At 64.5% G+C, this 24,504-nt stretch carries 24 protein-coding genes; 10 read left to right on the forward strand and 14 right to left on the reverse strand.

Features of this window, described 5'->3' with window-relative positions; all coding sequences use genetic code 11:
- Positions 1-11: 11 nt before the first annotated feature.
- Positions 12-1,181: a cell envelope integrity protein TolA gene (gene tolA, locus ACHWUQ_RS20220; protein WP_239811381.1), complete on the forward strand. Its 1,170-nt coding sequence runs from the start codon at positions 12-14 to the stop codon at positions 1,179-1,181.
- A gap of 122 nt (positions 1,182-1,303) precedes the next feature.
- Here the strand turns inward: tolA and ACHWUQ_RS20225 are convergent, their stop codons facing one another.
- From ACHWUQ_RS20225 to ACHWUQ_RS20250, 6 genes are all read right to left on the reverse strand, one after another.
- Positions 1,304-2,029, reverse strand: coding sequence for an SDR family NAD(P)-dependent oxidoreductase (locus tag ACHWUQ_RS20225; RefSeq protein WP_239811380.1), 726 nt, complete (start codon positions 2,027-2,029; stop codon positions 1,304-1,306).
- A 23-nt stretch (positions 2,030-2,052) separates the two neighbouring features.
- Positions 2,053-3,027 (reverse strand): Bug family tripartite tricarboxylate transporter substrate binding protein, encoded by a 975-nt coding sequence (locus ACHWUQ_RS20230; protein WP_373448828.1) that lies wholly within the window; start codon positions 3,025-3,027, stop codon positions 2,053-2,055.
- A gap of 39 nt (positions 3,028-3,066) precedes the next feature.
- Entirely contained in the window at positions 3,067-3,804 is a 738-nt protein-coding gene (locus tag ACHWUQ_RS20235; protein ID WP_394682256.1) for an SDR family NAD(P)-dependent oxidoreductase, read from the reverse strand.
- Position 3,805: 1 nt separating this feature from the next.
- On the reverse strand, positions 3,806-4,333 hold the full coding sequence (locus tag ACHWUQ_RS20240) for a 2,4'-dihydroxyacetophenone dioxygenase family protein (protein WP_133858044.1): 528 nt from the start codon (positions 4,331-4,333) through the stop codon (positions 3,806-3,808).
- A 202-nt stretch (positions 4,334-4,535) separates the two neighbouring features.
- Positions 4,536-5,363, reverse strand: coding sequence for an undecaprenyl-diphosphate phosphatase (locus ACHWUQ_RS20245; RefSeq protein ID WP_230771421.1), 828 nt, complete (start codon positions 5,361-5,363; stop codon positions 4,536-4,538).
- Positions 5,364-5,485: 122 nt separating this feature from the next.
- Positions 5,486-6,121 (reverse strand): ATP-binding cassette domain-containing protein, encoded by a 636-nt coding sequence (locus ACHWUQ_RS20250; RefSeq protein WP_394682257.1) that lies wholly within the window; start codon positions 6,119-6,121, stop codon positions 5,486-5,488.
- A 60-nt stretch (positions 6,122-6,181) separates the two neighbouring features.
- On the opposite strand from ACHWUQ_RS20250, the gene ACHWUQ_RS20255 reads away from it, so the two are divergent.
- A complete protein-coding gene (locus tag ACHWUQ_RS20255; protein WP_394682258.1) occupies positions 6,182-6,562 on the forward strand; it encodes a hypothetical protein in 381 nt (126 codons plus the stop codon).
- 11 nt (positions 6,563-6,573) lie between these two features.
- On the opposite strand, the gene argC is transcribed toward ACHWUQ_RS20255, so the two are convergent.
- Complete coding sequence (argC, locus tag ACHWUQ_RS20260) at positions 6,574-7,500, reverse strand: N-acetyl-gamma-glutamyl-phosphate reductase (RefSeq protein ID WP_394682259.1); 927 nt, start codon at positions 7,498-7,500, stop codon at positions 6,574-6,576.
- Positions 7,501-7,628: 128 nt separating this feature from the next.
- Between argC and ACHWUQ_RS20265 the strand changes: the two genes are divergently transcribed.
- Entirely contained in the window at positions 7,629-8,513 is an 885-nt protein-coding gene (locus tag ACHWUQ_RS20265; RefSeq protein WP_394682260.1) for a LysR family transcriptional regulator, read from the forward strand.
- Positions 8,514-8,585: 72 nt separating this feature from the next.
- On the opposite strand, the gene ACHWUQ_RS20270 is transcribed toward ACHWUQ_RS20265, so the two are convergent.
- The gene (locus tag ACHWUQ_RS20270) at positions 8,586-9,542 is read right to left on the reverse strand and encodes a DMT family transporter (RefSeq protein WP_394682261.1); all 957 of its coding nucleotides are present in this window, start codon (positions 9,540-9,542) and stop codon (positions 8,586-8,588) included.
- Positions 9,543-9,618: 76 nt separating this feature from the next.
- On the opposite strand from ACHWUQ_RS20270, the gene ACHWUQ_RS20275 reads away from it, so the two are divergent.
- The gene (locus ACHWUQ_RS20275) at positions 9,619-10,500 is read left to right on the forward strand and encodes a LysR family transcriptional regulator (protein ID WP_394682271.1); all 882 of its coding nucleotides are present in this window, start codon (positions 9,619-9,621) and stop codon (positions 10,498-10,500) included.
- Between the two features lie 27 nt (positions 10,501-10,527).
- Here the strand turns inward: ACHWUQ_RS20275 and ACHWUQ_RS20280 are convergent, their stop codons facing one another.
- The gene (locus ACHWUQ_RS20280) at positions 10,528-11,358 is read right to left on the reverse strand and encodes a TOBE domain-containing protein (RefSeq protein WP_394682262.1); all 831 of its coding nucleotides are present in this window, start codon (positions 11,356-11,358) and stop codon (positions 10,528-10,530) included.
- A gap of 179 nt (positions 11,359-11,537) precedes the next feature.
- Between ACHWUQ_RS20280 and modA the strand changes: the two genes are divergently transcribed.
- The 3 genes from modA (at position 11,538) to modC (ending at position 14,334) form a co-directional block, all read left to right on the forward strand.
- Positions 11,538-12,293 carry a molybdate ABC transporter substrate-binding protein gene (gene modA / locus ACHWUQ_RS20285; protein ID WP_394682272.1) on the forward strand — a complete coding sequence of 252 codons (756 nt, stop codon included), beginning with the start codon at positions 11,538-11,540 and terminating at the stop codon, positions 12,291-12,293.
- 209 nt (positions 12,294-12,502) lie between these two features.
- A complete protein-coding gene (gene modB, locus ACHWUQ_RS20290) occupies positions 12,503-13,201 on the forward strand; it encodes a molybdate ABC transporter permease subunit (protein WP_394682263.1) in 699 nt (232 codons plus the stop codon).
- The gene (gene modC, locus ACHWUQ_RS20295) at positions 13,198-14,334 is read left to right on the forward strand and encodes a molybdenum ABC transporter ATP-binding protein (RefSeq protein WP_394682264.1); all 1,137 of its coding nucleotides are present in this window, start codon (positions 13,198-13,200) and stop codon (positions 14,332-14,334) included. Before modB ends, modC begins: the two co-directional genes overlap by 4 nt.
- A gap of 81 nt (positions 14,335-14,415) precedes the next feature.
- Here modC and ACHWUQ_RS20300 read toward each other — a convergent pair whose 3' ends face one another.
- On the reverse strand, positions 14,416-15,036 hold the full coding sequence (locus ACHWUQ_RS20300) for an OmpA family protein (protein WP_239811367.1): 621 nt from the start codon (positions 15,034-15,036) through the stop codon (positions 14,416-14,418).
- A gap of 447 nt (positions 15,037-15,483) precedes the next feature.
- On the opposite strand from ACHWUQ_RS20300, the gene ACHWUQ_RS20305 reads away from it, so the two are divergent.
- Both ACHWUQ_RS20305 and ACHWUQ_RS20310 read left to right on the forward strand, forming a co-directional pair.
- Complete coding sequence (locus ACHWUQ_RS20305) at positions 15,484-16,113, forward strand: TRAP transporter small permease subunit (protein ID WP_230771442.1); 630 nt, start codon at positions 15,484-15,486, stop codon at positions 16,111-16,113.
- 20 nt (positions 16,114-16,133) lie between these two features.
- Positions 16,134-17,966 carry a TRAP transporter large permease subunit gene (locus ACHWUQ_RS20310; RefSeq protein ID WP_394682265.1) on the forward strand — a complete coding sequence of 611 codons (1,833 nt, stop codon included), beginning with the start codon at positions 16,134-16,136 and terminating at the stop codon, positions 17,964-17,966.
- A gap of 232 nt (positions 17,967-18,198) precedes the next feature.
- On the opposite strand, the gene ACHWUQ_RS20315 is transcribed toward ACHWUQ_RS20310, so the two are convergent.
- The 4 genes from ACHWUQ_RS20315 to ACHWUQ_RS20330 all read right to left on the reverse strand — a co-directional run bounded on the left by ACHWUQ_RS20315 (position 18,199) and on the right by ACHWUQ_RS20330 (position 22,763).
- Positions 18,199-19,284 carry a TRAP transporter substrate-binding protein gene (locus ACHWUQ_RS20315; RefSeq protein WP_133858059.1) on the reverse strand — a complete coding sequence of 362 codons (1,086 nt, stop codon included), beginning with the start codon at positions 19,282-19,284 and terminating at the stop codon, positions 18,199-18,201.
- Between the two features lie 266 nt (positions 19,285-19,550).
- A complete protein-coding gene (gene dxs / locus ACHWUQ_RS20320) occupies positions 19,551-21,464 on the reverse strand; it encodes a 1-deoxy-D-xylulose-5-phosphate synthase (RefSeq protein WP_312409708.1) in 1,914 nt (637 codons plus the stop codon).
- A 123-nt stretch (positions 21,465-21,587) separates the two neighbouring features.
- Positions 21,588-22,496: a farnesyl diphosphate synthase gene (locus ACHWUQ_RS20325; RefSeq protein WP_312461967.1), complete on the reverse strand. Its 909-nt coding sequence runs from the start codon at positions 22,494-22,496 to the stop codon at positions 21,588-21,590.
- Between the two features lie 9 nt (positions 22,497-22,505).
- A complete protein-coding gene (locus tag ACHWUQ_RS20330; protein ID WP_394682266.1) occupies positions 22,506-22,763 on the reverse strand; it encodes an exodeoxyribonuclease VII small subunit in 258 nt (85 codons plus the stop codon).
- Between the two features lie 396 nt (positions 22,764-23,159).
- Between ACHWUQ_RS20330 and ACHWUQ_RS20335 the strand changes: the two genes are divergently transcribed.
- On the forward strand, positions 23,160-24,299 hold the full coding sequence (locus tag ACHWUQ_RS20335; RefSeq protein ID WP_239811362.1) for an aromatic ring-hydroxylating dioxygenase subunit alpha: 1,140 nt from the start codon (positions 23,160-23,162) through the stop codon (positions 24,297-24,299).
- Positions 24,300-24,504: the final 205 nt, after the last annotated feature.

Raw genomic sequence — 24,504 nt, forward strand, 5'->3', positions numbered from 1 at the left:
GAAGAGTCGCCATGTCCCCTCGTCAAGAGCGCGATCAGCTTGCTCCACCCCGTCCACCGTCCCGGACCAAATCCTGGGCGGTGGCGACTGCCGCCCACCTGTTGGTGGTCGTCGCCCTGCTCTGGACCGTGCGCAACCCGCGCGACAGCGACCAGCCCTCGGTCGAGGCCGAGCTATGGGCACCCACCAATGAGCAGGCTGCGCCCGCACCACTGACGCCGCCCCCACCGCCTCCGCCCGTGGCACCGCCACCACCGGCACCGGTGCCGCCGCCTCCCCCACCCGCACCCGCCCCGGCCGTGACCACGCCCAAACCCGTGGCCGCCGTGCCGGACGAGGATGACCGCGAGTCCGAGATTGCGCTGCGCAAGAAAAAGGAGCAGGAAGCCAAGCAGCGCGAGCAAAAGGAGCGTGAACTGGCTCAGCGCAAGGAAGCCGAGCGCAAGAAACAGGCCGAGCAGGACAGGAAGGAGCGCCTGGAAGAAGAGCGCCAGGAACGCCTGCAAAAGGAAAAGGACGCCCGCGAAAAAGCCGAAAAGGCGGAGCGGGACCGCAAGGAAGCCGACCGCAAGAAGCAGGCCGAGCAGGACAAGAAGGACCGTCTGCAGAAGGAAAAGGACGCCCGCGAGAAGGCGGAGAAGGACAAGGCCGAACGCGAGAAGGCAGAAAAAGCCAAGGCAGAAGCCGACGCCAAAGCCAAAGCTGCAGCCGACGCGAAGGCCAAGGCTGCCGCCGATGCCAAGGCCAAGGCCGCTGCAGACGCCAAGGCCAAGGCAGCAGCGGACGCCAAGGCCGCCGAAGCCCAGCGCCAGGCCAATCTGGCACGCATGGCGGGCATGGCCGGTGCGGCAGGCGCCAGCGGCAGCAGCCAGGGCGGCTCGACCTCGGGCACTGCCAGCGGTCAGGGTGGCCCATCGGCCGGCTATGGCGGCAAGGTGGCCGCCAAGGTGCGCCCCAACATCACCTTCCCGGATGACATTCAGGGCAATCCGCGGGCCGAGCTGGAAGTGCGCGCCGCCCCGGATGGCACCATCGTGGGTGTGCGCGTCACCAAGTCCAGCGGCAACAAGGCCTGGGACGATGCCGTCGTCCGTGCCATGCACAAGACGGAAACCCTGCCGCGCGACACCGATGGCCGGGTGCCTTCCAGCCTGGTCATCGGCTTCCGCCCCAAGGACTGAAGACCTGTTCGTCTTCCTGAAAAAAATGCCCTCGGCCACCTTGGCCGAGGGCATTTGTCCTTTGAAAGGAAGCGTGCAGGCACCGCCCTTGCGGGCGCCCGCCATGGAAGGTGTTTACGCGCTCAGGTCACCATGTAGCCGCCATCGACCGGCAGCACCACCCCGGTCATGAAACTGGCTGCCGGCGTGCAGAGGAACACCGCTGCCTGCGCCACATCCTGCGGGGTGCCCCAGCGCCCCAGGGGCGTGCGCGCGAGGATGGGGCCTGAACGGGCCGGGTCGTCCTGCAGCGCCTGGGTCAGCGGCGTCGCAATCCAGCCCGGGGCAATCGCATTCACCCGGATGCCGTCGGCCGCATAGGCAATCGCGAGCGACTTGGTCAGCTGGCCAATGCCCCCCTTGCTGGCCGCATAGCCGGGCACCAGGCCGCCGCCGAAGAAAGTCAGCATCGATGCGGTGTTGACAATGCAGCCGCGCCGGGCACGCAGCTTGTCGCGCGTGGCGGTGCAGACCCGCATGGTGCCGGTCAGGTTCACCTCCAGCACGCGCTGGAAAACCTCCACATCGTGCTCCAGGCCGCGCTTGATGATGCCCGCGCAGTTGAAGACGATGTCGAGTTCGTCCAGATCGGCCAGCGCCCCATCCAGATCGGCCTGGCGGGTGACATCGGCCTGGCGCACTTCCACCCCGGCGTCCAGCGTGCCGTCGCCGTCGCCCAGGCCCAGCGCAATCACCCGCGCGCCCAGCGCGGCCAAATGGTTGGCAATCACCGCGCCAATGCCTTGGGTGGCACCAGCCACCAAGGCAGTCTTGCCTGTCAACAGGTCTTTCTGGTAGGTCGTAGTCATCACTCGCATCACTCGCTTGGGGCTCAGTTCTTCATGTCCAGCAGTTTGATCAGGTCAGCGAAATAGCTCGCGTCCTTCATCATCTGGTTGCGGAAACCCTGGTCGTCGGCATAGACAAAGCCCAGGTTCTGCTTGGCCAGCACCTCCTGGAAGGCGGGCTCATCCACCGTCTTCTTGGCGGCCGTCTTGAGGTAATCCAGCACATCGGCCGGCAGCTTCTTGGGGCCGGCAATGCCGCGCCAGGTGCCAATGCTCAGGTCGATGCCCTTTTCCTTCAACGTGGGCACCTTGTCGAAGTTCTTGACGCGCTGGTCGGCCATCACGGTCAGCATCTTGAGCTTGCCTGCCTGCAGCTGCTGGGCCACTTCGGCCGGGCTCACCGCCACCGCATCGACGTGGCCGCCCATCAGCGCCAGCACGGCCGGGCCTGCCCCCTGGAATGGAATGTGGTTGAACTTGATGCCGGTCTTGTCGCCCAGCGCGGTGGCTGCAAAGTGCCAGATCGAGCCATTGCCGGCGTTGCCCACGCCCATCTTGCCGGGCTCCTTCTTGGAGGCGGCGAGGAACTCCTCAATCGTGTTCCACGGCGCATCGGCGCGCACGGTGATGGCGGCCGGGTCGGCGTTGAACTGGATGATGGGCTGCACATCGTCGTACGAGAACTTGGCCAGTCCCATCGGCTTGAGGGTGACCAGCTCCACCGTCACCACGGCCAGCTTGTAGCCGTCGGGCTTGGCATTGATCATGTCGGTCCAACCGATGGCGCCGCTGGCTCCGGGTTTGTTGATCACCACCACGCTTTGCGGAATGTGCTTGCGCGCCGCCTCACCGAAGGCGCGGGCCACGCCGTCGGTGCCGCCACCAGGCTGGAAGGGCACGATCAGCTCGATCTGGCGCGCCGGAAAGTCCGCCGCCGCCGCCCAGCCGCTGATGCCCATCAGCACAGCGCTGGCACCGGCGGCGACAAAGCCCATGGCGCTGCGGCGCGTTTTGTTCATGTTCATACCGTCTCCTGCTTTTTACTTTGTCGTGCAGTTTCAATAGGTCGCACGTCCACCGGATACATCAAACACCGCGCCTGTGCTGAATGAGCAGGCATCCGACGCCAGCCATAGCACCTGGGCGGCAATCTCCTCGGGCTCACCCAGGCGCCCCATCGGACTCTTGGCGACCATCGTGGCCACATGCTCGGGGGCCATCTGCTCCAGAATCGGCGTGCGCACCGCCGCCGGCGCTACCGCATTGACCAGCACACCACTGCCCGCCAGCTCCTTGCCCAGCGACTTGGTCAGCGCCAGCACCCCGGCCTTGGCCGCGCTGTAGGCCGATGCATTGGGCGTGCCTTCCTTGCCCGCGAGCGACGCGATGTTCACCACCCGGCCATAGCCCTGGGTGCGCAGCACCGGCACCACGGCCTTGCAGACGTTGTAGACGCCTACCAGGTTGATCGCAATCACCCGCTGCCAGACAGCATCGTCAAACGCATCCAGTGCCATCGTGGGCCCGGTGATGCCGGCGCTGTTGATCAGCATGTCCACACGGCCCAGGCGGGCCAGGGTCTGCGCCAGCGCAGCCTGGATGCTGGCTGGCTCGGTCACATCGACGCGGCAGAACAGCGCGTCGCCGGCGCCTGCCGCGGCAGGCGGCTGCAGATCCCAGACCGCCCCCCGCGCGCCCGCCTGCTGCAAGGCCTGGACCAGGCTGGCACCAATGCCGCTGGCGCCGCCGGTCACCACGGCCACCCGGCCGCCAAATTGGTAGCTGCAATCGGCCATGTCAGCGAATGAACTGGTTCGTGTAATCCGCGCCCAGGCCAACGGCCTCGAAGTGCTTGCGGCACATCTCTATCTTGGTGAACACGTCCTCAAAGCCCATGCCCTTGCCCCAGGGATCGGTGTAATACATGACACCGTTGACCTGGAAGTAGGTGATCATTTCCTCGCAGTCTTCGGGCACGTACAAGGTGTGGGTCTCGCCGGGGGGTTCGAACACATAGCTGCCTTCCTTGGCCCACCAGTCGTGTTCCAGGTATTTCCAGCGGCCCTTGAGCACAAAGCCATGCACCGCCTGCGGGTGGCGGTGGCGGCTGAGCACGCCGGACTTGCGCACCTTGAGCAGGTTCATCCAGTAGCCCTGGCTGGCATTGAGGCACAGGGGACGGAACCAGACATTCTCCGCCTGCGGCACCCACAGCCGGTCATCGGTGGGGATGGCGCTCTCCACCACGATTTCGGGCAGCGCATCGGGCGGGTTCGGGTACTGGTAGGGCATCAAGGGGGTCTGGTCGGGGCTTTCTACGGGCATTTATCCACCATATGGACAGAAGTTCATAATATGGATAATTGTAGGGATCACCGCAAGACCTGCAGCCCAGGCAAACCCCAGGCCTTGGCGGGCACAGACATGTTGGCGACAGAGACCCGAGTGCATCAGCGAGCAAACGGGCACAAAAAAGCCCGGCTGTGGAGCCGGGCTTCAGTGTGAAGAGGCGCAAGCCAGTGCGCGATCAGGAATCCACCCAATTGACCATGCCGCTGAATGCCGTCACCAGCACGATGATGCCAAACACGATGCGGTACCAGGCAAACGGCACAAAACTGTTGGAGGCGATATAGCGCAGCAGCCAGCGCACGCACAGCCAGGCACTGATGAAAGAGAAGATGAGACCGGTCGCGAACATGGGGATGTCGGCCATCGACAGCAGTGCGCGCTCCTTGTAAAGGCTGTAGACCCCCGCGCCGATCAAGGTGGGGATCGCGAGGAAGAACGAAAAGTCGGTGGCCGCCTGGCGCGACAGGCCCATCAGCATGCCGCCGATGATGGTCGAGCCGCTGCGGCTGGTGCCGGGGATCATCGCCAGACACTGCACCAGGCCCACCTTGAGCGCATCGAGCGGCGTCATCTCATCGACGGTCTGCACCCGCACATGGGCGGACTGGCGCTTTTCGGCCCAGAGGATGACAAAGCCGCCCAGGATAAAGGTGGTGGCCACCACGACCGGCGTGAACAAATGCGCCTTGATGTACTTGCCAAACAACAGGCCCAGCACCACCGCCGGCAAAAAGCCGATGAAGACATTGAGCGCAAAGCGCTGCGCCTGGCGGCTCGATGGCAGTGCTACCACGGTGCTGCGGATCTTTTGCCAGTACACCAGGATCACCGCAAAGATGGCACCGGTCTGGATCGCGATGTCGAACACCTTGGCCTTGGCATCGTCGAATCCCAGCAGGCTGCCCGCCAAAATCAAATGCCCTGTCGAGGAGATCGGCAAGAACTCGGTCAGCCCCTCCACCACGCCCATGATGGCGGCTTTGATCAACAGCAAGGTGTCCACAACAGTCTTTCCAAAAAATCGGTGTGCCGATTATCCAGCGGCCCCACACGCGCCACAGCGCTGGGCCCGTAGCGCGCACGAAAATTTACACAATGCGGCGCCCTCCCCTGCCTGCCCGCCTGCTATGGCGCCGGCAACGCCACGACCTGCACGGCCCCGCCTGCCGGCAGCAAGGGCTCGTAATGCGCCAGCACCAGGTAGCGGCCCTGGGCCGCCAGTGGTGGGGCTGCCGCTTGCAAGGCCTCGCGCAGAAAACTCAGCGCCGGTTTGTCCAGCCCCGACGTAGGCTCATCGAGCAGCACCAGCCGGGCGCCACTGGCCAGGCCCAGCGCGATGACCAGCTTGCGCAGACTGCCGGTGGACAGCGCCAGCAAAGGCTTGGCGCCATGCGGGGTCAGATCAAAGCCCGCTTGCCATTGCCCAAAAAGTGCCTCATCCCAGCCCGGGCAGCCGCGGCGCATCTGCGCGATCCAATCCGCCACCACCGTCGTGCCGGCTGGCATCGTGGCGGGCAGGCGCGGCTCATGCCAGAACACCGCGCCAGCGCTGTTGAGCGCCTGCACTGTCTGGCCATCGATCCGCAGACTGCCACCGCTGGCCTGCAACTGCCCGGCCAGCAATTGCAAGGCGGTGGTCTTGCCGGCGCTCAAGCCGTCGACCAGCTGCACCAGGCCGGGGGCGGCCTGCCAGTGCCAGCCGGCCAGCAGCGGGCCCGCTTGCGGGTATGAAAAATCCAGCGCATTCCAATCCAGGCTCATAAGGGTATCCGGCTTGCTTGCTTAACTCCTAAAAACATAGCATAAAATAGCGCCATATCGATGAAAACCCCGCACATGCTCGACTATTTGTACTTTGACACCAGCGATGACGGCGAAGGCATCAGCAGCCTGGATGCGATGGCCTACGCCAAGGCCGCCCAATGGCCTGCGCTGGCGGCTGAAGTCACGCAGCTGCTGGCCTGGTGCAGCGATGCCTTTGGCGCCCCCGGCGCGCTGGAAGATGGGCATGCCTGGGATCTGGACCTGCAGCTGCAAAGCGATGCCGGCGATGCGCTGGCCTTGCGCTGGGATGCACGGCAACGCCAGCTGCTGGCCCCCCAGGCCGCGCAGCAGCCCGCACTGCAGCTGAGCCTGACCCTCAGCGGCCCCGATCCCTTTGCCCAGCAGGTGACCGCGCAGTTTCTGGGCGATGGCGACTGAGGCTGCGTCCCCTATGCAGCCAGCATCAGGTCCAGGTTCTGCACCGCGGCACCCGATGCGCCTTTGCCGAGGTTGTCAAAAATAGCCGCCAGCAGCACCTGGCCCTGCGCCTCGTTATGGAAGACGCTGAGCTGCATCGCATTCGTGCCGTTGAGCCGTTGCGGATCCAGCTGCGTGAGCGCTTTGGCCTCGTCCAGCGACAAGACCTGCACATCGGGCGCCTGCGCATAATGCCGCGCCAGGCAGGCCTGCAGTGCGGCGGCATCCACACCGGGCGGCAGCAGGCGCAAGGCCAACGGCACCGTCAGCACGATGCCTTGGCGATAGTCGCCATAAGCGGGCACAAACAGCGGGCGCGCGGCCAGACCGGCGTGCAGCGCAATCTCCGGCGCATGCTTGTGCGCCAGCTCCAACCCATAGACCTGGAAGGCCGGTGCCGGGCTATCGCCGCCGCCCTCATGCGCCTCCACCCCAGCGCGCCCGCGCCCGGAGTAGCCAGACACCGCATGCACGCTGACGGGATAGCTCGCAGGCAGCAGCCCGGCCTGCACCAACGGCAGCAGCAGGCCCACCGCGCCGGTCGGGTAGCAGCCCGGGTTGCTGAGGCGGCGGGCTTGCGCAATGCGCGCTGCCTGCGCGGCCGACATCTCCGGAAAACCATACACCCAATCGGCCTGGGTGCGGTGCGCCGAACTGGCATCGATCACCCGCAAGGCAGGGTTGACGATGGACTGCACCGCCTCGCGCGCAGCGGCATCCGGCAGGCAGAGGATGGCGATATCGCAGGCATTGATAGCTTCGGCCCGGCGCTGGGCGTCCTTGCGCTCCGCTGCAGGCAAGCTCAGCAGGCGGATACCGGAGCGCCCGCGCAGCCGCTCATGGATTTGCAGACCGGTGGTGCCCTGGTCGCCGTCGATAAAAACAAGAGGAGTGCGCATATGCAGATGACTTCCGAGAATGCGGGCGCTGGCCCATCGATGAAGCCGCTATGTTCCTCCGCACCCTAAAATAATGAAAGTTGAATTTCACAAACCAGACATTCAGATTTTCTGAATTTGGAGCCGCGATGCGAGAAATCAGTCTGGACCGTTTGCGCACCTTGGTGGCAATTGCCGACCAGGGATCGTTCATCAAGGCCGCCTACCGCCTGCACCTGGCACCCCCCACGGTCAGCCTGCATATCGCCGAGTTGGAGGAGCGCATTGGCGCGCCGCTTCTGTCGCGCAAGCGTGGCCAGGTCAGGCCCTCGGCCATTGGGGAAGTGCTGGTCGCACGCGCCCGCCGCCTGCTGGGCGATGCCGAGCATGCGTTGAGCGACATACAACGCCAGGTGCAAGGACTGGAAGGGCGGGTGCGGCTGGGCGCCTCGACCGGCGTCATCGCCCATCTGCTGCCGCAGGCGCTCGCCGTGCTGCGCGACCAGCATCCCGGCATCGACGTGCAGATCAGCGTCCAGACCTCGGAAGAAACACTGGCGCGGCTGGCAGATGGCAGCCTGGATGTGGGGGTGACCGCCCTGCCCCAGCCCGCCGTGGCTGGCCTGGTGATCAAACCCTGGCGCCGCGATCCTGTGATGGCCTTTGTGCCTGCCGATTGGAAAAGCCCAGCCCGCATCACGCCCCAGTGGCTTGCCAGCCAGCCCCTGATCCTCAACGATGCCAGCACACGCCTGTCAGGCCAGACCAGCGAATGGTTTGCCGCCGGCGGCCACCACCCGGTGCCACGCATTGCACTGAACTACAACGATGCCATCAAGAGCCTGGTCGCCGCCGGCTACGGCGCCACCTTGCTGCCGCACGAGGCCACTGCCCCTGCGCCGGATGCGCGCATCGCCATGCGCCCGCTGCGCCCAGCGCTGTGGCGCCGGCTGGGCATGGCCCACCGCGCCGGCTATGTGGAGCCTTCCACCCAGCATGTGCTGGATGTGCTGTGGGGGCTGCGCCTGCGGTGAGCGGCACACCGGCAAGGCCGGGCTGAAAAGCCAGGCCTGTGCAGCGGCCCAGCCGCCAAGTCACTCGCGCGATCAACCGGTCCTTGCACTGCCTGGCGCGATGCGCTTTGGGCGCTGCGCCAGCCGCATGCGGCCCGCATTCATCAGCAGCATCCCGGCAATCGCCGCGCCACCGCCACGCAGCAAGGAAGCCGTGACCGGCTCAGCCAGCCACAGGCTCGACAGCAGCATGCCAAACAAGGGCACCAGCGACATATAGGCGGCCGCTGCCCCGGCGCCCAGCTCCTGCACGCCCTTCAGGTACCAGGCATAGGCCAGCGCGGTGGCCCCCAGCGCCAGCGCGACCAGGCTGTACCACACCTCGGCGCGCACATGCACCAGGCCTGCCCAGGCGCTTGGTCCCTCCGCCACCAGACTGGCGCCCAGCAGCAACAGCGCGCCGATACTGGCGGTCGCAGCCGTCGTGGTGAGCGGATCGATGCTGGCCAGCACCAGGCGGCCCAGCAAGGTATAGCCCACCCAACAGGCCGCGCAGCCCAGCAGCAGCCACTCTCCAGCCCCCGCAGCGCTACCCTGGGCCCAGCCCCTATGGCCACCGCTCAGGGCATACAAGGCGCCGCCCACCGCCAGCCCCAGGCCGATAAAAATGGGCAGATTGATACGTTCGCGAAACAGCAAAACCGCAAACAGCATCGTCAGCACCGGGTTGAGTGCGACCACCATCGCCGCTTTGCCGGCAGGCACAGTTTTGAGCGCCAGCAAGAAGAACAGCGAGTAGCCCAGTACGCCCACCGCCGACGCAGCCGCCAGCCCGAGCCACTGCCGCCACGCCAGATGCCACAAACGGCCCATGCGCCCGGAATGGCCTAGCCACAGCAGCAGCACGGCACTGGCCAGCAAAAAACGCAGACTGGCCGCAGCCAGCGGCGGCATGGCCTGCGCCACAACGCGGCCCCAGGGCCAGGATGCGCCCCACAGCGCCGCCATGCCGATAAGACCCAGATGGGTGGAGTATTTGGAGGAGTTCATGCGCTGTTACTATCCGCTAATCACGATTGATGGTCGAATGAGCAAATACTCATAGTCCATGTACCTGTTTTCCGCCATGACCTTCACCCAGCTCCATGTGTTTGCCACCCTGGCCAAGGTGGGCAGTTTTTCCCGCGCCGCAGCGGCGCTCGGCATCTCGCAAAGCGGGGTGAGCCATGCGATCAAGCAGCTCGAGGCTGCTTGGTGCGTCAGCCTGTTCAGCCGCGACGGCGCAGCGGTCAGCCTGACGGAGGTCGGCAGCCGCCTGCTGGTGCGCGCCCAGGACATGCTGCAGCAGCAAGAAGCACTGCTGCAGGAAGCACAGGCTGCGCAGGGCGTGGCACGCGGGCGCCTGCATATCGCGTCGTTTGGCGCGACCTCCTCGCTGCGCCTGCTGCCGCAGTTGCTGGCAGCCTTTCGGCAGGCGCATCCGCTGGTCGAGGTGCATATCGAAGAAGCGGTGGACAGTGTGGTGCTGCAATGGCTGCTGGAGCGCCGCGTGGAGCTGGGCTTTGTGGTCTTGCCCGATGAGCGTTTTGACACCGTAGCGCTGCTCGAAGACGAGCTCGTGGCCGTACTGCCTGCGGCGCACTCCCTGGCCCAGAAGGCCAGCATCAGCGCGCTGGATTTCCATGGCCAGCCATTTATCCGCACCTCCGCTGGCTCGGGCCCCCGGGTCGATGCCTTTCTGGGCGAGAAGGGCTCGGTGCCCAACACCTTGTACCGGTTTGAACAACTCAGCTCGATGATGGGCTTTGTCGCCCAAGGCGATGCGCTGACGATTGCCGCGCGCCTGGCACTGCCTGCGCCACCGGCCGGCGTCGTCTACCGCCCGCTGGCGCCGCGCAACCACCGCCACATCGCGCTGGCGGCGCTGCGCTTTGACCGGCTATCGCCCGCAGCGGCAGCCTTCGTCGAGTCCACCCGAAAAGCCCGCAAGCGCCTGGTGATGGAATAAAGCGCCTGGGTGCCAGGAGCAGGCCAGTTACTCCCCGCTCAGCGCAATCACCACGGCCGAGGGCTCCACCGTCACCTGCACCGCAGAACGCACACGCAGCGACGATGCCTGGCGGCTGAAACCCACCAGTTGCATGCCGGACTGCAGGCGCACGGCCAGCTCCTGGACCGTGCCACCCCGCGTGGCACGCGTGACGGCGCCCTGCCAGCCATTGCCGCCCGGCGCCAGCGCGGTGGCCCCGGACGCGGCCTGCACCGTCACTGCGGTGGCCTTGCACATGGCCAGCACCGGTAAGCCCTGGCGCAGGCCCAGCAGCTGCGCGCTCTCGTCGGTGATGTGGGATTGCAGCCCAAATTGCGCCCCGGCAGCGGCGCCCTGCAGCTGGACCTGCACCAGCGGGCCGCTGCGGCTGAGCTGGGCCACTACGCAGGGCCATTGGTTGCGCATGCTGGTCATCACCTGCAAACGCGCCAAGGTGGTGGCGACGGAGATGCCTGCAGCCCCGGCAGTGCGCGCCTGGGGGTCTGCGGCCACCGGCAGTTGCCGCGCATGCTCCAGCTGCACATGCAATTGCTCGCGGGCCTGGCCCATGGCATTGGCCGCTTCGAGCAGCAGCAACGCATCGGCCGTGAGCTGGGCGCCCCCGCCGCCCCTGCCACCCACGCTGCGCTGCACCAGCTCCACGCCTGCCAGGTTGGACAAGGTATCCAAGGCTTGCCAGGCCGCCTTGTAGCTGATGCCCACGCGGCGCGCGGCCTCCGAGATGGAGCCGCAATCCTGGATATGGCGCAGCACGTCGATGCGGCGGTCAGAGCGCTTCTCGGAGAGCGCGGCGGAGAGCGATGCTTGGGGAATCATGGCGCGAATCTTCGCATGCTTTACCACCCGGTGCAGATGCCGATATCGCCACACCAGACATGCAGTGCGCGCAATAGCGTGGCAACCCGGAGGCCTATGCCCCCCCACCATTTGGCAGGTCCCCGCAATGTCGTTACACTCGCGCTATTCATTAACAGAATAGCGACCTGATGACTGCCATGACCGTGCACCGCCTTGCCCCTCTCGCCCTGTCCCTGTTGGCAGCCTTCGCAACCGGTGCCCATGCCGACGAAGTCTCGGTGGCCGTCGCTGCCAACTTCACAGCGCCGATGCAAAAGATTGCCGCCGCGTTCGAAAAGGACAGCGGCCACAAGGCGGTGCTGTCGTTTGGTGCCACCGGCAAGTTCTATGCGCAGATCAACAACGGCGCGCCATTTGGCATTTTGCTGGCCGCCGACGACACGACACCGGCCAAGCAGGCCCAGGAAGGCAAGGGCGTGGCCGCCAGCCGCTTCACCTACGCGATTGGCCAGTTGGTGCTGTGGAGCAAACAGGCCGGCTATGTGGACGACACGGGCGCCGTGCTCAAGACTGGCGACTACCGCCACATTGCCATCGCCAACCCCAAGCTGGCCCCCTACGGCCTGGCCGCGATGGAAACGCTCCAACACCTGGGCCTGACCGACGCGGTGACGCCGAAGATCGTGCAAGGCGAGAACATCGGCCAGACCTACCAGTTCGCAGCCAGCGGCAATGCCCAGCTGGGCTTTGTGGCGCTGTCGCAGGTGATGGAAGACGGCAAGCTGCGCGAGGGCTCGGCCTGGATCGTTCCATCGGCCATGCATGAACCCATCCGCCAGGACGCGGTCTTGCTCAACAGCGCCAAGGACAATGCTGCCGCTACTGCCTTGATGCAATACCTCAAGGGTGACAAGGCGCGCGCCATCATCCAATCCTACGGCTACGCGTTTTAAGAGACGGGTGGAGAACGCGGCCCGCCCGCACGCTGGCCGGTCCTGGTCAGCCAGACGGAAGCTGAGCGGCCAGCCTTTATGCCACCCGCGAGCCAGCGGCTTCAGCGCGTTGGCCCGGCTACACATTCCGCTTGCCGCGCCCGCGCTGTGCGTGCACCATGGGCGCAGCGCCCTCCCCCTTGTTGCCACCTTGCTAGCCCCCGCCTGCCGTGAGTACTTCCTTTCTCAGCCCCGACGATTGGGCCGCCATCTGGCTGACGCTCGAGCTCGCCAGCTTCACGACGATCTTGCTGCTGGTGCTGGCCACGCCGCTGGCCTGGTGGCTGGCGCATACGCCATCGCGCTGGCGCGGCCCTATCGGTGCGGTGGTGACGTTGCCGCTGGTGCTGCCCCCCACGGTGATTGGCTTCTACCTGCTGGTCACGATGGGCCCCAACGGCCCGCTGGGCCAGCTCACCCACGCGCTGGGCCTGGGCTATCTGCCGTTTACCTTTGCCGGGCTGGTGGTGGGTTCGCTGGTCTATTCGCTGCCCTTCGCAGTGCAGCCGCTGCAGCGGGCATTCGAGGGCCTGGGCCGCCGCCCATTGGAAGTGGCCGCCACCCTGGGCGCAAGCCGCATCGACAGCTTCTTCAGCGTGGCGCTGCCGCTGGCGCGCCCCGGCTTCATCACCGCTGCCGTACTGACCTTTGCCCATACCGTCGGTGAGTTCGGTATCGTGCTGATGCTGGGCGGCAATATCCCTGGCAAGACGCGCGTGGTTTCGGTACAGATCTATGACCACGTGGAAGCACTGGAATACACCCAGGCGCACTGGCTGGCGGGTGGCATGGTGGTGTTTGCCTTTGTGGTGCTGGTGGCACTGCAATGGCTGCAACCCCGGGACAAGAACCACGCGAGCCCGCTATGACGCAAGTCCAGAACACTGATAACGGCATTCACGCGCGCCTGCAGCTGCAGCGCGCCTCGTTCCAGCTGCAGGTCGATCTGCAGCTGCCCGGCCAGGGTGTCACCGCGCTGTTTGGCCCCTCGGGCTGCGGCAAGACCAGTTGCCTGCGCGCCATCGCCGGGCTGGAACGCGCCCAGGGAGAGGTCACCGTCAATGGCGAGCGCTGGCAGGACGACGACGGCCACCACTGGCTGCCCACGCACCAACGCGCGCTGGGCTATGTCTTTCAGGAGGCGAGCCTGTTCCCGCACCTGAGCGCCCATGACAACATCCGCTACGGCCTGCGCCGCACACCGGCGGCGCGCCAGCGCGTGCAACTGGAGCGGCTGGTGGAGCTGCTGGGCATCGGCCCGCTGCTGGCGCGCAAGCCCGCGACCTTGTCGGGTGGTGAGCGCCAGCGGGTGGCCATTGCCCGTGCACTGGCCACCAGCCCGCGCGTGCTGTTGATGGACGAGCCGCTGGCCGCGCTGGATGCCGAACGCAAGGCCGAGGTGCTGCCCTACCTGGACCAGCTCAGCGCGCAGCTCCAACTGCCGATTCTTTATGTCAGCCACTCGATCGACGAAGTGGGCCGCCTGGCCGACCAGGTGGTGCTGCTGCAGGCGGGCCGTGTGGTGGCACAAGGGCCGGTGGCAGAGCTGCTGAGCCAGCTTGATACACCGCTTGCGAAAACCTTGCCCGATGCACAGCAGGCCAGCATCCTGGAAGGCCTGGTCTGCGGCCACGATACGCAGGACCACCTGTGGTCGCTGCGGATACCGGGCCAGCCCCCACAGCAATTGCACTGGACGCAGGCCGATGCCCACTACCAGCAAGGTGAGCGCGTGCGTCTGCGGGTCATGGCACGCGATGTCAGCCTGTCGTTGATGCCACAGGCGGGCAGTTCCATCCTCAACAGTCTGCCGGCCGTGGTGACGGCAATGCAGGCCAGCAGCCCGGGCCAGGTGCTGGTGCAGTTGCGCCTGGCGCCAGGTGGCGCCGACGGCGCGCCCCATCTGCTGGCACTGGTGTCTGCCCGCTCGGCGCGCCTGTTGCAGCTGACGCCGGGCCTGCTCGTGCATGCCCAGCTCAAGGGCGTTGCGGTCTTGCGCTAACCGCCAGAGCCTCTGGCGCCTGGCGCCAACAACAAAAAAAGCCCGGACGCATCCGGGCTTTGTCGTTCCAGGTGGGGCCGTTTAAGGGGCCAGCACCACCTCCACGCGGCGGGCTTGGGCATTGTTGCCAGCGTTTTCCACCGCTTCGGGCTTCTTCAGCTCCAGCTTGTCTTCGGTCACGCCCAGGGCCAGCAGCGCGTCACGCACGGCAAAGGCGCGTTGCTTGGCCAGCTCGGCGTTCTTGTCCGCGTCGCCGGTGGCATCGGTGTAGCCCGAGATAACCGCACGTTGACCGGCTTTGACGCCAGCGATCACGTCCACCAGCGCTTCGTTGGCGCCCGCAGCCAGCTCGGCCTTGGCGGTGGCGAAGTAGAACTTGACCACACCGTTTTCGATGACCACGGCGGCGGCATCGTCGGCAACCACGGCAGCGCCGTTGGCAGCAGCAGCGCCGGCCGCGCCAGCGGCGTTGGCCGCCTCAGCAGCACGTGCGGCGGCGACGGCTGGAACGGTACCGCCCAGCACCGCACCGCGCTTGGCGCCATCGGCCGTGGCGGTCACGGCGGCGTTGCCGGACTTGGCACCATGGATGCCCTTGTAAGCACCGAACCAGACGACACCCAACACCACCAAAATGATCAGGGCAAAAACCAGGCCCAAGGCAAAGCGCTCATCACCGTCATTATTTTGCGAAGAACTCACGGTCAGACTCCAGGCACCCGTAGTGCGTAAAAAGACAGAAAAGGAAAATGTTTTGGCAGCAGGCCAGGCCCCCAAGAGCTCCGCCGCTACTGCCAGGTACGCGCGAGATTGTACATGGCAGCACCGCGCCTGCGTGTCGAACCGGCAGCGGCGGCGAACGCCCCCAGCGCCGGCGATCTACGGGTCTGACCGGTAGCGAACGCCCGCCAGTCGCTTGAAAATAGATAGCAGCACATGCCGACACCATGCCGCCCCACTAGTAGTTACCCTTGATTTTGCGGCAGGCGCACAAAAAAATTTTCTTCCTTGCTCCTGTTCACAACATCGACGCATCAATTTGTAGGGCAAAAGGCATAGTTATTCGTAAAATCAGTGCTTTTCGAAAAAGTGCATTTGCTTACCAGCATTGAGCACTTATTACAGGACTAGCCAACCATTGGAGACACCATGCAGGCTTTACTCGCCCTATCCAGGGCCATAGACAGGCTCAACGCCTTCGTCGGCAAATATTCGATATGGCTGATCTTTGCCGCCACGTTCATCAGCGCGGCCAATGCCATTGTCCGCAAGGCCTTTGACGCCAGTTCCAACGCTTTTCTGGAAGTGCAGTGGTACCTGTTCGCGTGGTCCTTTCTGCTGGCCGCCGGCTACACCTTGCTGCACCGGGAGCATGTCCGCATCGATGTGATCAACTCGCGCCTGTCCAAGACCAAGCAGGTCTGGATCGACATCATCGGCTTTGCGCTGTTCCTGACGCCGCTGTGCCTGACCATTCTGTGGCTGAGCATGCCCGTGGTCATTCAGATGTACCAGTCCGGTGAAATGTCCGGCAACCCGGGCGGCCTGATCCGCTGGCCGGTATGGGCAGCCATCCCCGTGGGCATCACCTTGCTGATGCTGCAGGGCCTGTCCGAGCTGGTCAAGCGCATCGCCTTTTTGACCGGCGACGGCCCCGATCCAATGGGCAAGCTCAGCGACAAGAGCGCCGAGGAAGAGCTGGCAGAGGCACTGCGTGCCGAAGCTGAAATCAAGCAGGCGCAGGCCGCCGCAGCCCAAGCTGCCGCGCGCCAGGTCTAAGGCCGGCCAGAGGACCTCACATGGACTTTATCGTTACCAACTACGCCCCGATCATGTTCGCGGGCCTGATCGTCTTCCTGCTGCTCGGCTTCCCGGTGGCGTTCAGCCTGGGCGCTGCCGGCCTGATGTTCGGCTTTATCGGCATTGAGCTCAATGTCTTCCCCTCGTCGGTGATGGCCTGGCTGCCCCAGCGCCTGATCGGCATCATGGCCAACGACACCTTGCTGGCCGTGCCCTTCTTCACTTTGATGGGTTTGATACTGGAGCGCAGCGGCATGGCCGAGGACTTGCTCGACACGGTGGGCCAGGTCTTTGGCCCGATCCGGGGCGGTCTGGCGCTCGCCGTGATCTTTGTCGGCGCACTGCTGGCCGCCACCACCGGCGTGGTGGCCGCATCGGTCATCTCGATGGGCCTGATCTCGCTGCCCATCATGCTGCGTTATGGCTATGACCGGCGCCTTGCATCGGGCGTGATTGCCGCGTCGGGCACGCTGGCCCAGATCATTCCCCCATCGCTGGTGCTGATTTTGATGGCCGACCAACTGGGCAAGAGCGTGGGCGACATGTACAAGGGCGCCTTCATCCCCGGCTTCATGCTGATGGGTCTGTATGTGTTGTGGGTCGCGTGTTTGGCGATCTTCAAACCCAAGATGGTGCCAGCCTTGCCTGTTGAAGCCCGCATCTACCGCGAAGCCAATGGCAACGCCGGCTACACCTCGCTGATCGTCGTGATGGGCCTGTCGACCATTGTGGCGATCTTCCTGGCCAACCATATGGCGGACATCCACACCTGGTGGGAAGGCAAGCTCGTCACCGATGTGGCCACCGACGAAAAGATCGTGACGGCCATGTGCGGCGGCACCTTCATCGCCTTCGTGATCGCGTCGATCAACCGCATCTTCAAGCTGGGGCTGCTGTCCAAGCTGGCCGAGCGCGTGACCTTTGTGCTGATCCCGCCGCTGCTGCTGATCTTCCTGGTGCTGGGCACCATTTTCCTGGGCATTGCAACGCCCACCGAAGGCGGCGCGATGGGTGCGATGGCTGCCCTGATCATGGGCTTTGCCCGCAAGCGCCTGAACATGAACCTGCTCAAGCAGGCGCTGGGCTCAACCACCAAGCTCGCCAGCTTTGTGATGTTCATCATGATTGGCGCGACGACCTTCAGCCTGGTGTTCCAGGCCGCTGACGGCCCCAAGTGGGTCGAGCACCTGCTGACCAGCCTGCCAGGCGGCCAGACCGGCTTCCTGATCGTGGTCAACATCATGATCTTCTTCCTGGCGTTCTTCCTGGACTACTTCGAGCTGTCCTTCATCGTTGTGCCGCTGCTCGGCCCGGTGGCCGACAAAATGGGCATCGACCTGATCTGGTTCGGTGTGCTGCTGGCGGTCAACATGCAGACTTCGTTCATGCACCCGCCCTTCGGCTTTGCACTGTTCTTCCTGCGTTCGGTGGCGCCTGACAAGCAGTATGTGGACCGGGTCACGCACAAGGTCATCGAGCCGGTGACCACGATGCAGATCTACAAGGGTGCCGTGCCGTTTGTGCTGATCCAGCTGGTCATGGTGGGTGTGCTGATCGCCTTCCCCGGCATCGTCACCGGCGCATTGGATAAGCCGGTAGCCGTCGATATGCAGAAGGTCAATGAGCAGATGATGAACCAACTGGGCAATGCGGACGGCGGCTACGGGGACAACCCGTTTGCCATCCCGGATGCCCCTGCCGATGCAGGAGCAGCAACCGGTAGCGATGCAGGTGCAGTGCCAGCACCTGCCGCAGAAGGCTATGGCTCGGACGACCCGGCCAAGGCCCTGCAGGACTCGTTGGGCACCGCCCCCGCTGCCGAAAGCAAATAAAGGGCTCCCAGCCCATCCCCCCGAACCCTGGCTTGCCAGGGTTTTTTTATGGCTGCCTGCAGCGGGGCCCAGCCTCTTCTATGCGCCGGCTGCCCGCCCCCCCTGCAGCCCCTCTGAATACGCCAGCGGAGCACCAGCACCTGCCTGTGCCCCACAGACGCAAAAAAGCCGCAGCAAGCTGCGGCTCTCACCTTGCACTGCCAAGCCTCAAAAGGCCCGGCGCCAGCGGCTATCAGGGCAGTTTGACCTGGGCCATGTACTGGTTGAATGGGTACTCGGAGAAGCGGTTCCACAGGATCTGGTCCTTCTGGAAGGCGCGCATGTCCTGGTGGATCTTCTTGAACTCGGGCGAGCGGGCCTCATGCTCGGCAAAGGTTTCCATCGAAGCCTTGAAGCCAGCGTCCATCAACTCCTTCGAGAAAGGCTTGAGCTGGGTCTTGTTGGCGACCAGGTTCTTCAGCGCGATGGGGTTGAGCACCTGGTACTTGGCGGTCATGTCGGCCGCTGCCACGCGGGTGGCGGCGTCCAGGATGGCCTTGTTCTCGGGCGACAGCGCGTTGTACTTCTTGATGTTGATGAAGAACTCCAGATCGGCCGAGCCTTCCCACCAACCGGGGTAGTAGTAGAACGGCGCGACCTTGTTGAAGCCCAGCTTTTCATCGTCGTAAGGACCGACGAATTCCACGGCGTCCAAGGTGCCCTTTTCCAGCGCCTGGTAGACGTCGCCGGCAGGCATGTTCTGCGCCACCACGCCCAGCTTGGCCATGGCCTCGCCGAACACGCCGCCGCCCATGCGCATCTTCAGGCCCTTCAAGTCGGCCACGGTCTTGATTTCCTTGCGGTACCAGCCGCCCATCTGCGTGGTGGTGTTGCCGGCCGATGCGGTCTTGAAGTTGTACTTTTCAAAGAACGCGTCGAGCAGCTTGCGGCCGTTGCCGTGGTCCTTCCAGCCCGCCATCTGCAGGGTGGTCAGGCCAAAGGGCACCGCGCAGCTGAACGCGAAGATCGGGTCCTTGCCGGTGAAGTAGTAGGCGGCCGTCTGGGCCATGTCGATGGTGTCGCCCTGCAGCGCATCAACCACGCCGAACGCGGGCATCAGCTCGCCTGCGGGGTGGACCGAGATTTCAAACTTGCCGCCCGACATGGCCTTGACGGCCGAGGACAGCTTCTCGGCAGAGCCGAAGATGGTGTCGAGCGACTTGGGGAAGCTCGACGCCAGGCGCCAGCGCACTGCCGCCTGCGCATGCACCGCCGGCGCTACGCCAGCAGCCAGCACGCCAGCAATACCGGCATTTTTGATAAGCGAACGACGATCCATGTATGTCTCCAAGTATTTGTAGAAAGTAAAGGTAGCTATCCTGCCATAGGCAAGAGCCGCTTTGAGCTTTGCAAATTGTAGAAATGGTTGCAGTAGTGACTTCAGCGGGTTTTCCCCAGCGTAGAACCCAGGATTTTGTTCGCATTGCGCCACAAGCGAGGCAGAACCAGCAGCGGCGCCGGCGCAGCGCTTTCCCAGGCAACAAAAAGCCCGGTACACCATGACCGGGCTTGCCGCTATGCGCCAGGCGCGGGCCTGGCGGCAGATCAGGCGGCAGCGCTCTGGCCGGATGCGGCCTGCGGCACCGCAAAGCGCTCGCGAATGCTGCGCTCGATACCGGCGGCATCAAGGCCCTGCATGGCCATCAGCTTGACGGGGTCGCCATGCTCGATAAAGACATCAGGCAGACCCAGCTGCAGCACCGGCACATCGATGTGCAGTTGCTGCAGCGCCTCGAGCACGGCGCTGCCGGCACCGCCCATCAGGCAGCCATCCTCGACGGTGACCAGGGCCTCATGGCTTTGCGCCACCTGCTGCAGCAGCTCGGTATCGAGCGGCTTGGCCCAGCGCATGTTCACCACGCTGGCGTTCAGCGCCTCACCCGCCTGCAAGGCCGGGTAGAGCAAGCTACCAAAGGCCAGGATGGCGATGCGCGGACGGCCCGCAACGGCCGGCTGGGCCTGGCGGCGGATCTCGCCCTTGCCAAAGGGCAGGCCCTCCAGTGATTCGAGCGGGGCCACACCGGCCCCGGCGCCGCGCGGGTAGCGCACCGTCACCGGGTGGTTCTGGGCAAAGGCGGTGCTCAGCAGCTGGCGGCATTCGCGCTCATCGGCCGGGCAGGCCACGCTCATGTTGGGAATGGCGCGGGTAAAGGCGATGTCGTAATTGCCGGCATGGGTGGCGCCATCGGCACCCACCAGGCCGGCACGGTCCAGCGCAAACACCACGGGCAGGTTTTGCAGTGCCACATCGTGGATCAGCTGGTCATAGCCGCGCTGCAGGAAAGTCGAGTAGATGGCAACCACGGGCTTGAGCCCTTCGCAGGCCAGACCGGCGGCGAAGGTCACGCTGTGCTGCTCGGCGATGCCGACATCGAAATAGCGCTTTGGAAAGCGCTTTTCAAACTCGACCATGCCCGAGCCTTCGCGCATCGCCGGCGTGATCGCCACCAGGCGCTCGTCCTGCGCTGCCATGTCACACAGCCAGTGGCCAAACACCTGGGTGAAGGTCGGCTTGGGTGGCGTCGCGGGCTTGACCAGGCCGATGGCCGGGTCGAACTTGCCCGGGCCGTGGTAGGCCACCGGATCGGCCTCGGCCAGCTTGTAGCCCTGGCCTTTTTTGGTCACCACATGCAGAAACTGCGGGCCCTTGAGCTGGCGAATGTTTTCCAACGTCGGGATCAGCGAATCGAGGTCATGGCCATCGATGGGGCCGATGTAGTTGAAGCCGAAGTTCTCGAACAACGTGGCAGGCACCACCATGCCCTTGGCCTGCTGCTCCAGGCGCTTGGCCAGCTCCAAGAGCGGCGGTACCTGCTTGAGCACGCTCTTGCCCACGTCGCGCGCCTTGGCATAGAACTGGCCGCTCATCAGTTGCGCCAGGTAGCGGTTGAGCGCACCCACCGGCGGGCTGATGCTCATGTCGTTGTCGTTGAGGATCACCAGCAAGTTGGCATCACTGACCCCGGCGTTGTTCAGCGCCTCGAAGGCCATACCGGCAGTCATCGCCCCGTCACCAATGATGGCGACGGCCTGGTGATCGCTGCCCTTGATCTTGAAGGCCTCGGCCATGCCCAGTGCCGCCGAGATGCTGGTCGACGAGTGGGCCGTGCCGAACGCGTCGTATTCACTTTCGCTGCGCAGCGGGAATCCCGAGATGCCGCCCCACTGGCGCAGCCCCTGCATGCGGTCGCGCCGGCCCGTCAGGATCTTGTGCGGGTAGGTCTGGTGGCCCACATCCCAGACAAAGCGGTCGTGGGGCGTGTCATAGACGGCATGCAACGCGATCGTCAGCTCCACCGTGCCCAGGTTGGAGCTCAGGTGCCCCCCGGTCTTGGACACGCTCTCGAGCACAAACTCCCGCAGCTCACGCGCCAGCGTCTTGAGTTCGGCGCGCGACATCTTGCGCAGATCCGCCGGATCGTTGACGGTGGCTAGCAGGGGAAAGGTCTTCGTGGACATACTATGGTTTGGTCACTTGCTACGCATACCTCGGAAGCATCCGCGCAGTTTTTTACTGGAATGGCAAGGGGCTATGTTAGCGCCTTGACGCCGGTTAAGCGGTCACAGGCGCATTTGGCCTACTCAATGGCTGCGGCGCACCACCATGTCGGCGAGCGCCGCCAGCGCAGCCGTCTGCGGCAGGCCGCTGCCCGCCAGCGCCTGCTGGGCCTCGGCCAGCAACTCATGGGCGTAGTCACGGGCAGCCTGCAAGCCCATCAGCGACACATAGGTGGGTTTGCCGTGGTCGGCATCCTTGCCGGCCGTTTTGCCCAGCGTCGCAGAGTCGGCCACCACATCGAGCACATCGTCGATCACCTGGAAAGCCAGCCCCAGCGCGGCGCCGTATTGCTGCAGCGCGACCAGGGCCGCGCCCTGGATACCTGCGCAGGTAGCGCCCATTTCGACGCTGGCCTGGAGCAGCGCACCTGTCTTGAGCTTGTGCATCTGCTGGAGCTGCTCACGGCTGAGCTGCTTGCCGACGCTGGCCAGGTCGATCGCCTGGCCACCAGCCATGCCGTTGTAGCCTGCCGCCAGCGCCAGCTGCCGGCACAGGCGCGCCTGCACTGCATCGGGGATGGCACTGCCTTCGGGCACCAGCAGTTCAAAAGCCAGCGCCTGCAATGCGTCGCCGGCCAGCAGTGCCTGGGCCTGGCCGAACTGCACATGGACCGTTGGCTTGCCTCGGCGCAGCACATCATCGTCCATGCAGGGCATGTCGTCATGCACCAGCGAGTAGGCATGGATCAACTCCACCGCACAGCCAGCGCGCAAGGCCGCCTCGGCGGGGCCTGCGGCCAGGTTGCCAGCGGCCTGGGCCGCTGCCAGCACCAGCAGCGGGCGCAGGCGCTTGCCGCCATCGAGCACGGCGTAGCGCATCGGCTCGCCCAGGTTGGCCGGGGCATCGGCAGCAATCCACAGTGTGAGGGCATCCTCCACGCGGGCAAGTTCCTGGCTGCACCAGAGTGCAAAATTATCGTGCGGTGATGTCATTGTTAGCGCTTATTCCTCGCTGGTCCAGGGCTTGAGCTGGCCCTCATCCAGTACTTTGATCTGGTCCTGCACCGCTTCGAGTTTGCCCCGGCAAAAGGCCAGCAGCACAGCGCCCCGCTGGTAGGCGACCAGCATGTCGCCCAATGGCAGCTGACCCGATTCGATGCGGGCGACCAGGCCTTCGAGCTCCTGCAGCGCACTTTCGTAGTTGTCGGGTTCGGGCAGGTCCGGCGTGGCAGACGTCTTGGGAGCAGTGGCCTTGGGCATGGGCAAAGAGGGCAAACAGCTTGCCCTGGTGCATGGATGTAAAGGCTCGATTTTAGGCGCAGCAGAAGCACACGCGGGCGCAGCCGCCGCCGCCCGCCTGACGGCGGACCCCAGGCCGGGGCCAATTCCCACAAAAGATCCCGGCGATCTATTGTGAAATATGAGGCCACAGCTATCAATTTGATAATATTGCCAGCCTGTCGATGGGGGGATGAAACGTGGCCGGCCGAGGTCACCATGGGTCAATTCACGCATGGACGGAACGGGAATAACCCCACTGGGTATAATCCCATTTTTCGCGAAACCGGCCATCCTTTGTTGTTGCTGCCGGTTTTATTTTTTCTCAGCGTGCGCACACGCACCCTCCCTGTGGGGAGTCTTTAGGTCAGGTCACCCATGTCTGATTTAAGTCTTCAACTGCAGCAGGCCGCAAGCCAACTTCCAGTTTCAAGCTACTTTGATCAAGCGCTGTTCGAGCGCGAGATGCAAACCATCTTCCAGAACGGTCCCAAGTATGTGGGCCACCAGCTGGCGATTCCCGAGATTGGCGACTACTACGCCCTGCCCCATGAGAAGGAAGGGCGCGCGCTGGTGCGCAATGCTGCGGGCCAGGCCGAGCTGATCTCCAACGTCTGCCGCCACCGCCAGGCGGTGATGCTGAAGGGCCGCGGCTCGCTCAATCACCAGCAAAAAGGCAGCGCCGGCGGCAACATCGTCTGCCCGCTGCACCGCTGGACTTACAGCCCCAGCGGCGAGCTGCTGGGCGCGCCGCATTTTGCCCAGGATCCCTGTCTCAACCTGAACAACTACAAGTTGCAGGAATGGAATGGCTTGCTGTTCGAGGACAACGGCCGCAATATCCAGGCAGACCTCGCCAACATGGGCCCGGCCGCTGCACTGAATTTTGACGGCTTTGTACTCAACCATGTCGAGATGCATGAGTGCAACTACAACTGGAAGACCTTCATCGAGGTCTATCTGGAGGACTACCATGTCGGCCCCTTCCACCCCGGACTGGGCAATTTCGTCACCTGCGACGACCTGAGATGGGAGTTTGCCAAGGAGTACTCGGTGCAGACGGTGGGCGTGGCGCCCACCTTTGCGAAGCCCGGCTCGGACATCTACAAGACCTGGCACGAGGTGCTGCTGAACTACCGTGACGGAAAAATGCCCGAACACGGCGCAATCTGGCTGACCTACTACCCGCACATCATGGTGGAGTGGTACCCGCATGTGCTGACGGTCTCGACCCTGCACCCGCTGAGCGTGGACCGAACCCTGAATGTGGTGGAGTTCTACTACCCCGAGGAAATCAGCGCCTTCGAGCCTGAGTTTGTGCAGGCCCAGCGCGCCGCCTATATGGAAACCGCCATCGAGGATGACGAGATTGGCGAGCGCATGGATGCCGGCCGCAAGGCCTTGTATGAGCGCGGCGACAACGAAGTCGGCCCCTACCAGAGTCCTATGGAGGACGGCATGCAGCACTTCCACGAGTGGTATCGGGGTATGATGCAGGCCGCTGTTCCAGACAAGTGATCTGCCACAGTCAGGCACTCCCAACTATCTAGACCGGTCTAGACCTATATAGCTGTCAGGGACGCTTTGCATAACCCTCGCCAAGCGGGATGGATGCGGATCGGGATGAGACGCAGCTCGGGATGTCGCCAGCAGGGGGGTGTTTCATGCGCGATGAACGCCTTGCTCACAGGCCCATCGATTACGACCAGACAGTCGACGAAAG

The organism is uncultured Comamonas sp., assembly GCF_964277875.1.
GTDB lineage: Bacteria > Pseudomonadota > Gammaproteobacteria > Burkholderiales > Burkholderiaceae_C > Comamonas > Comamonas sediminis.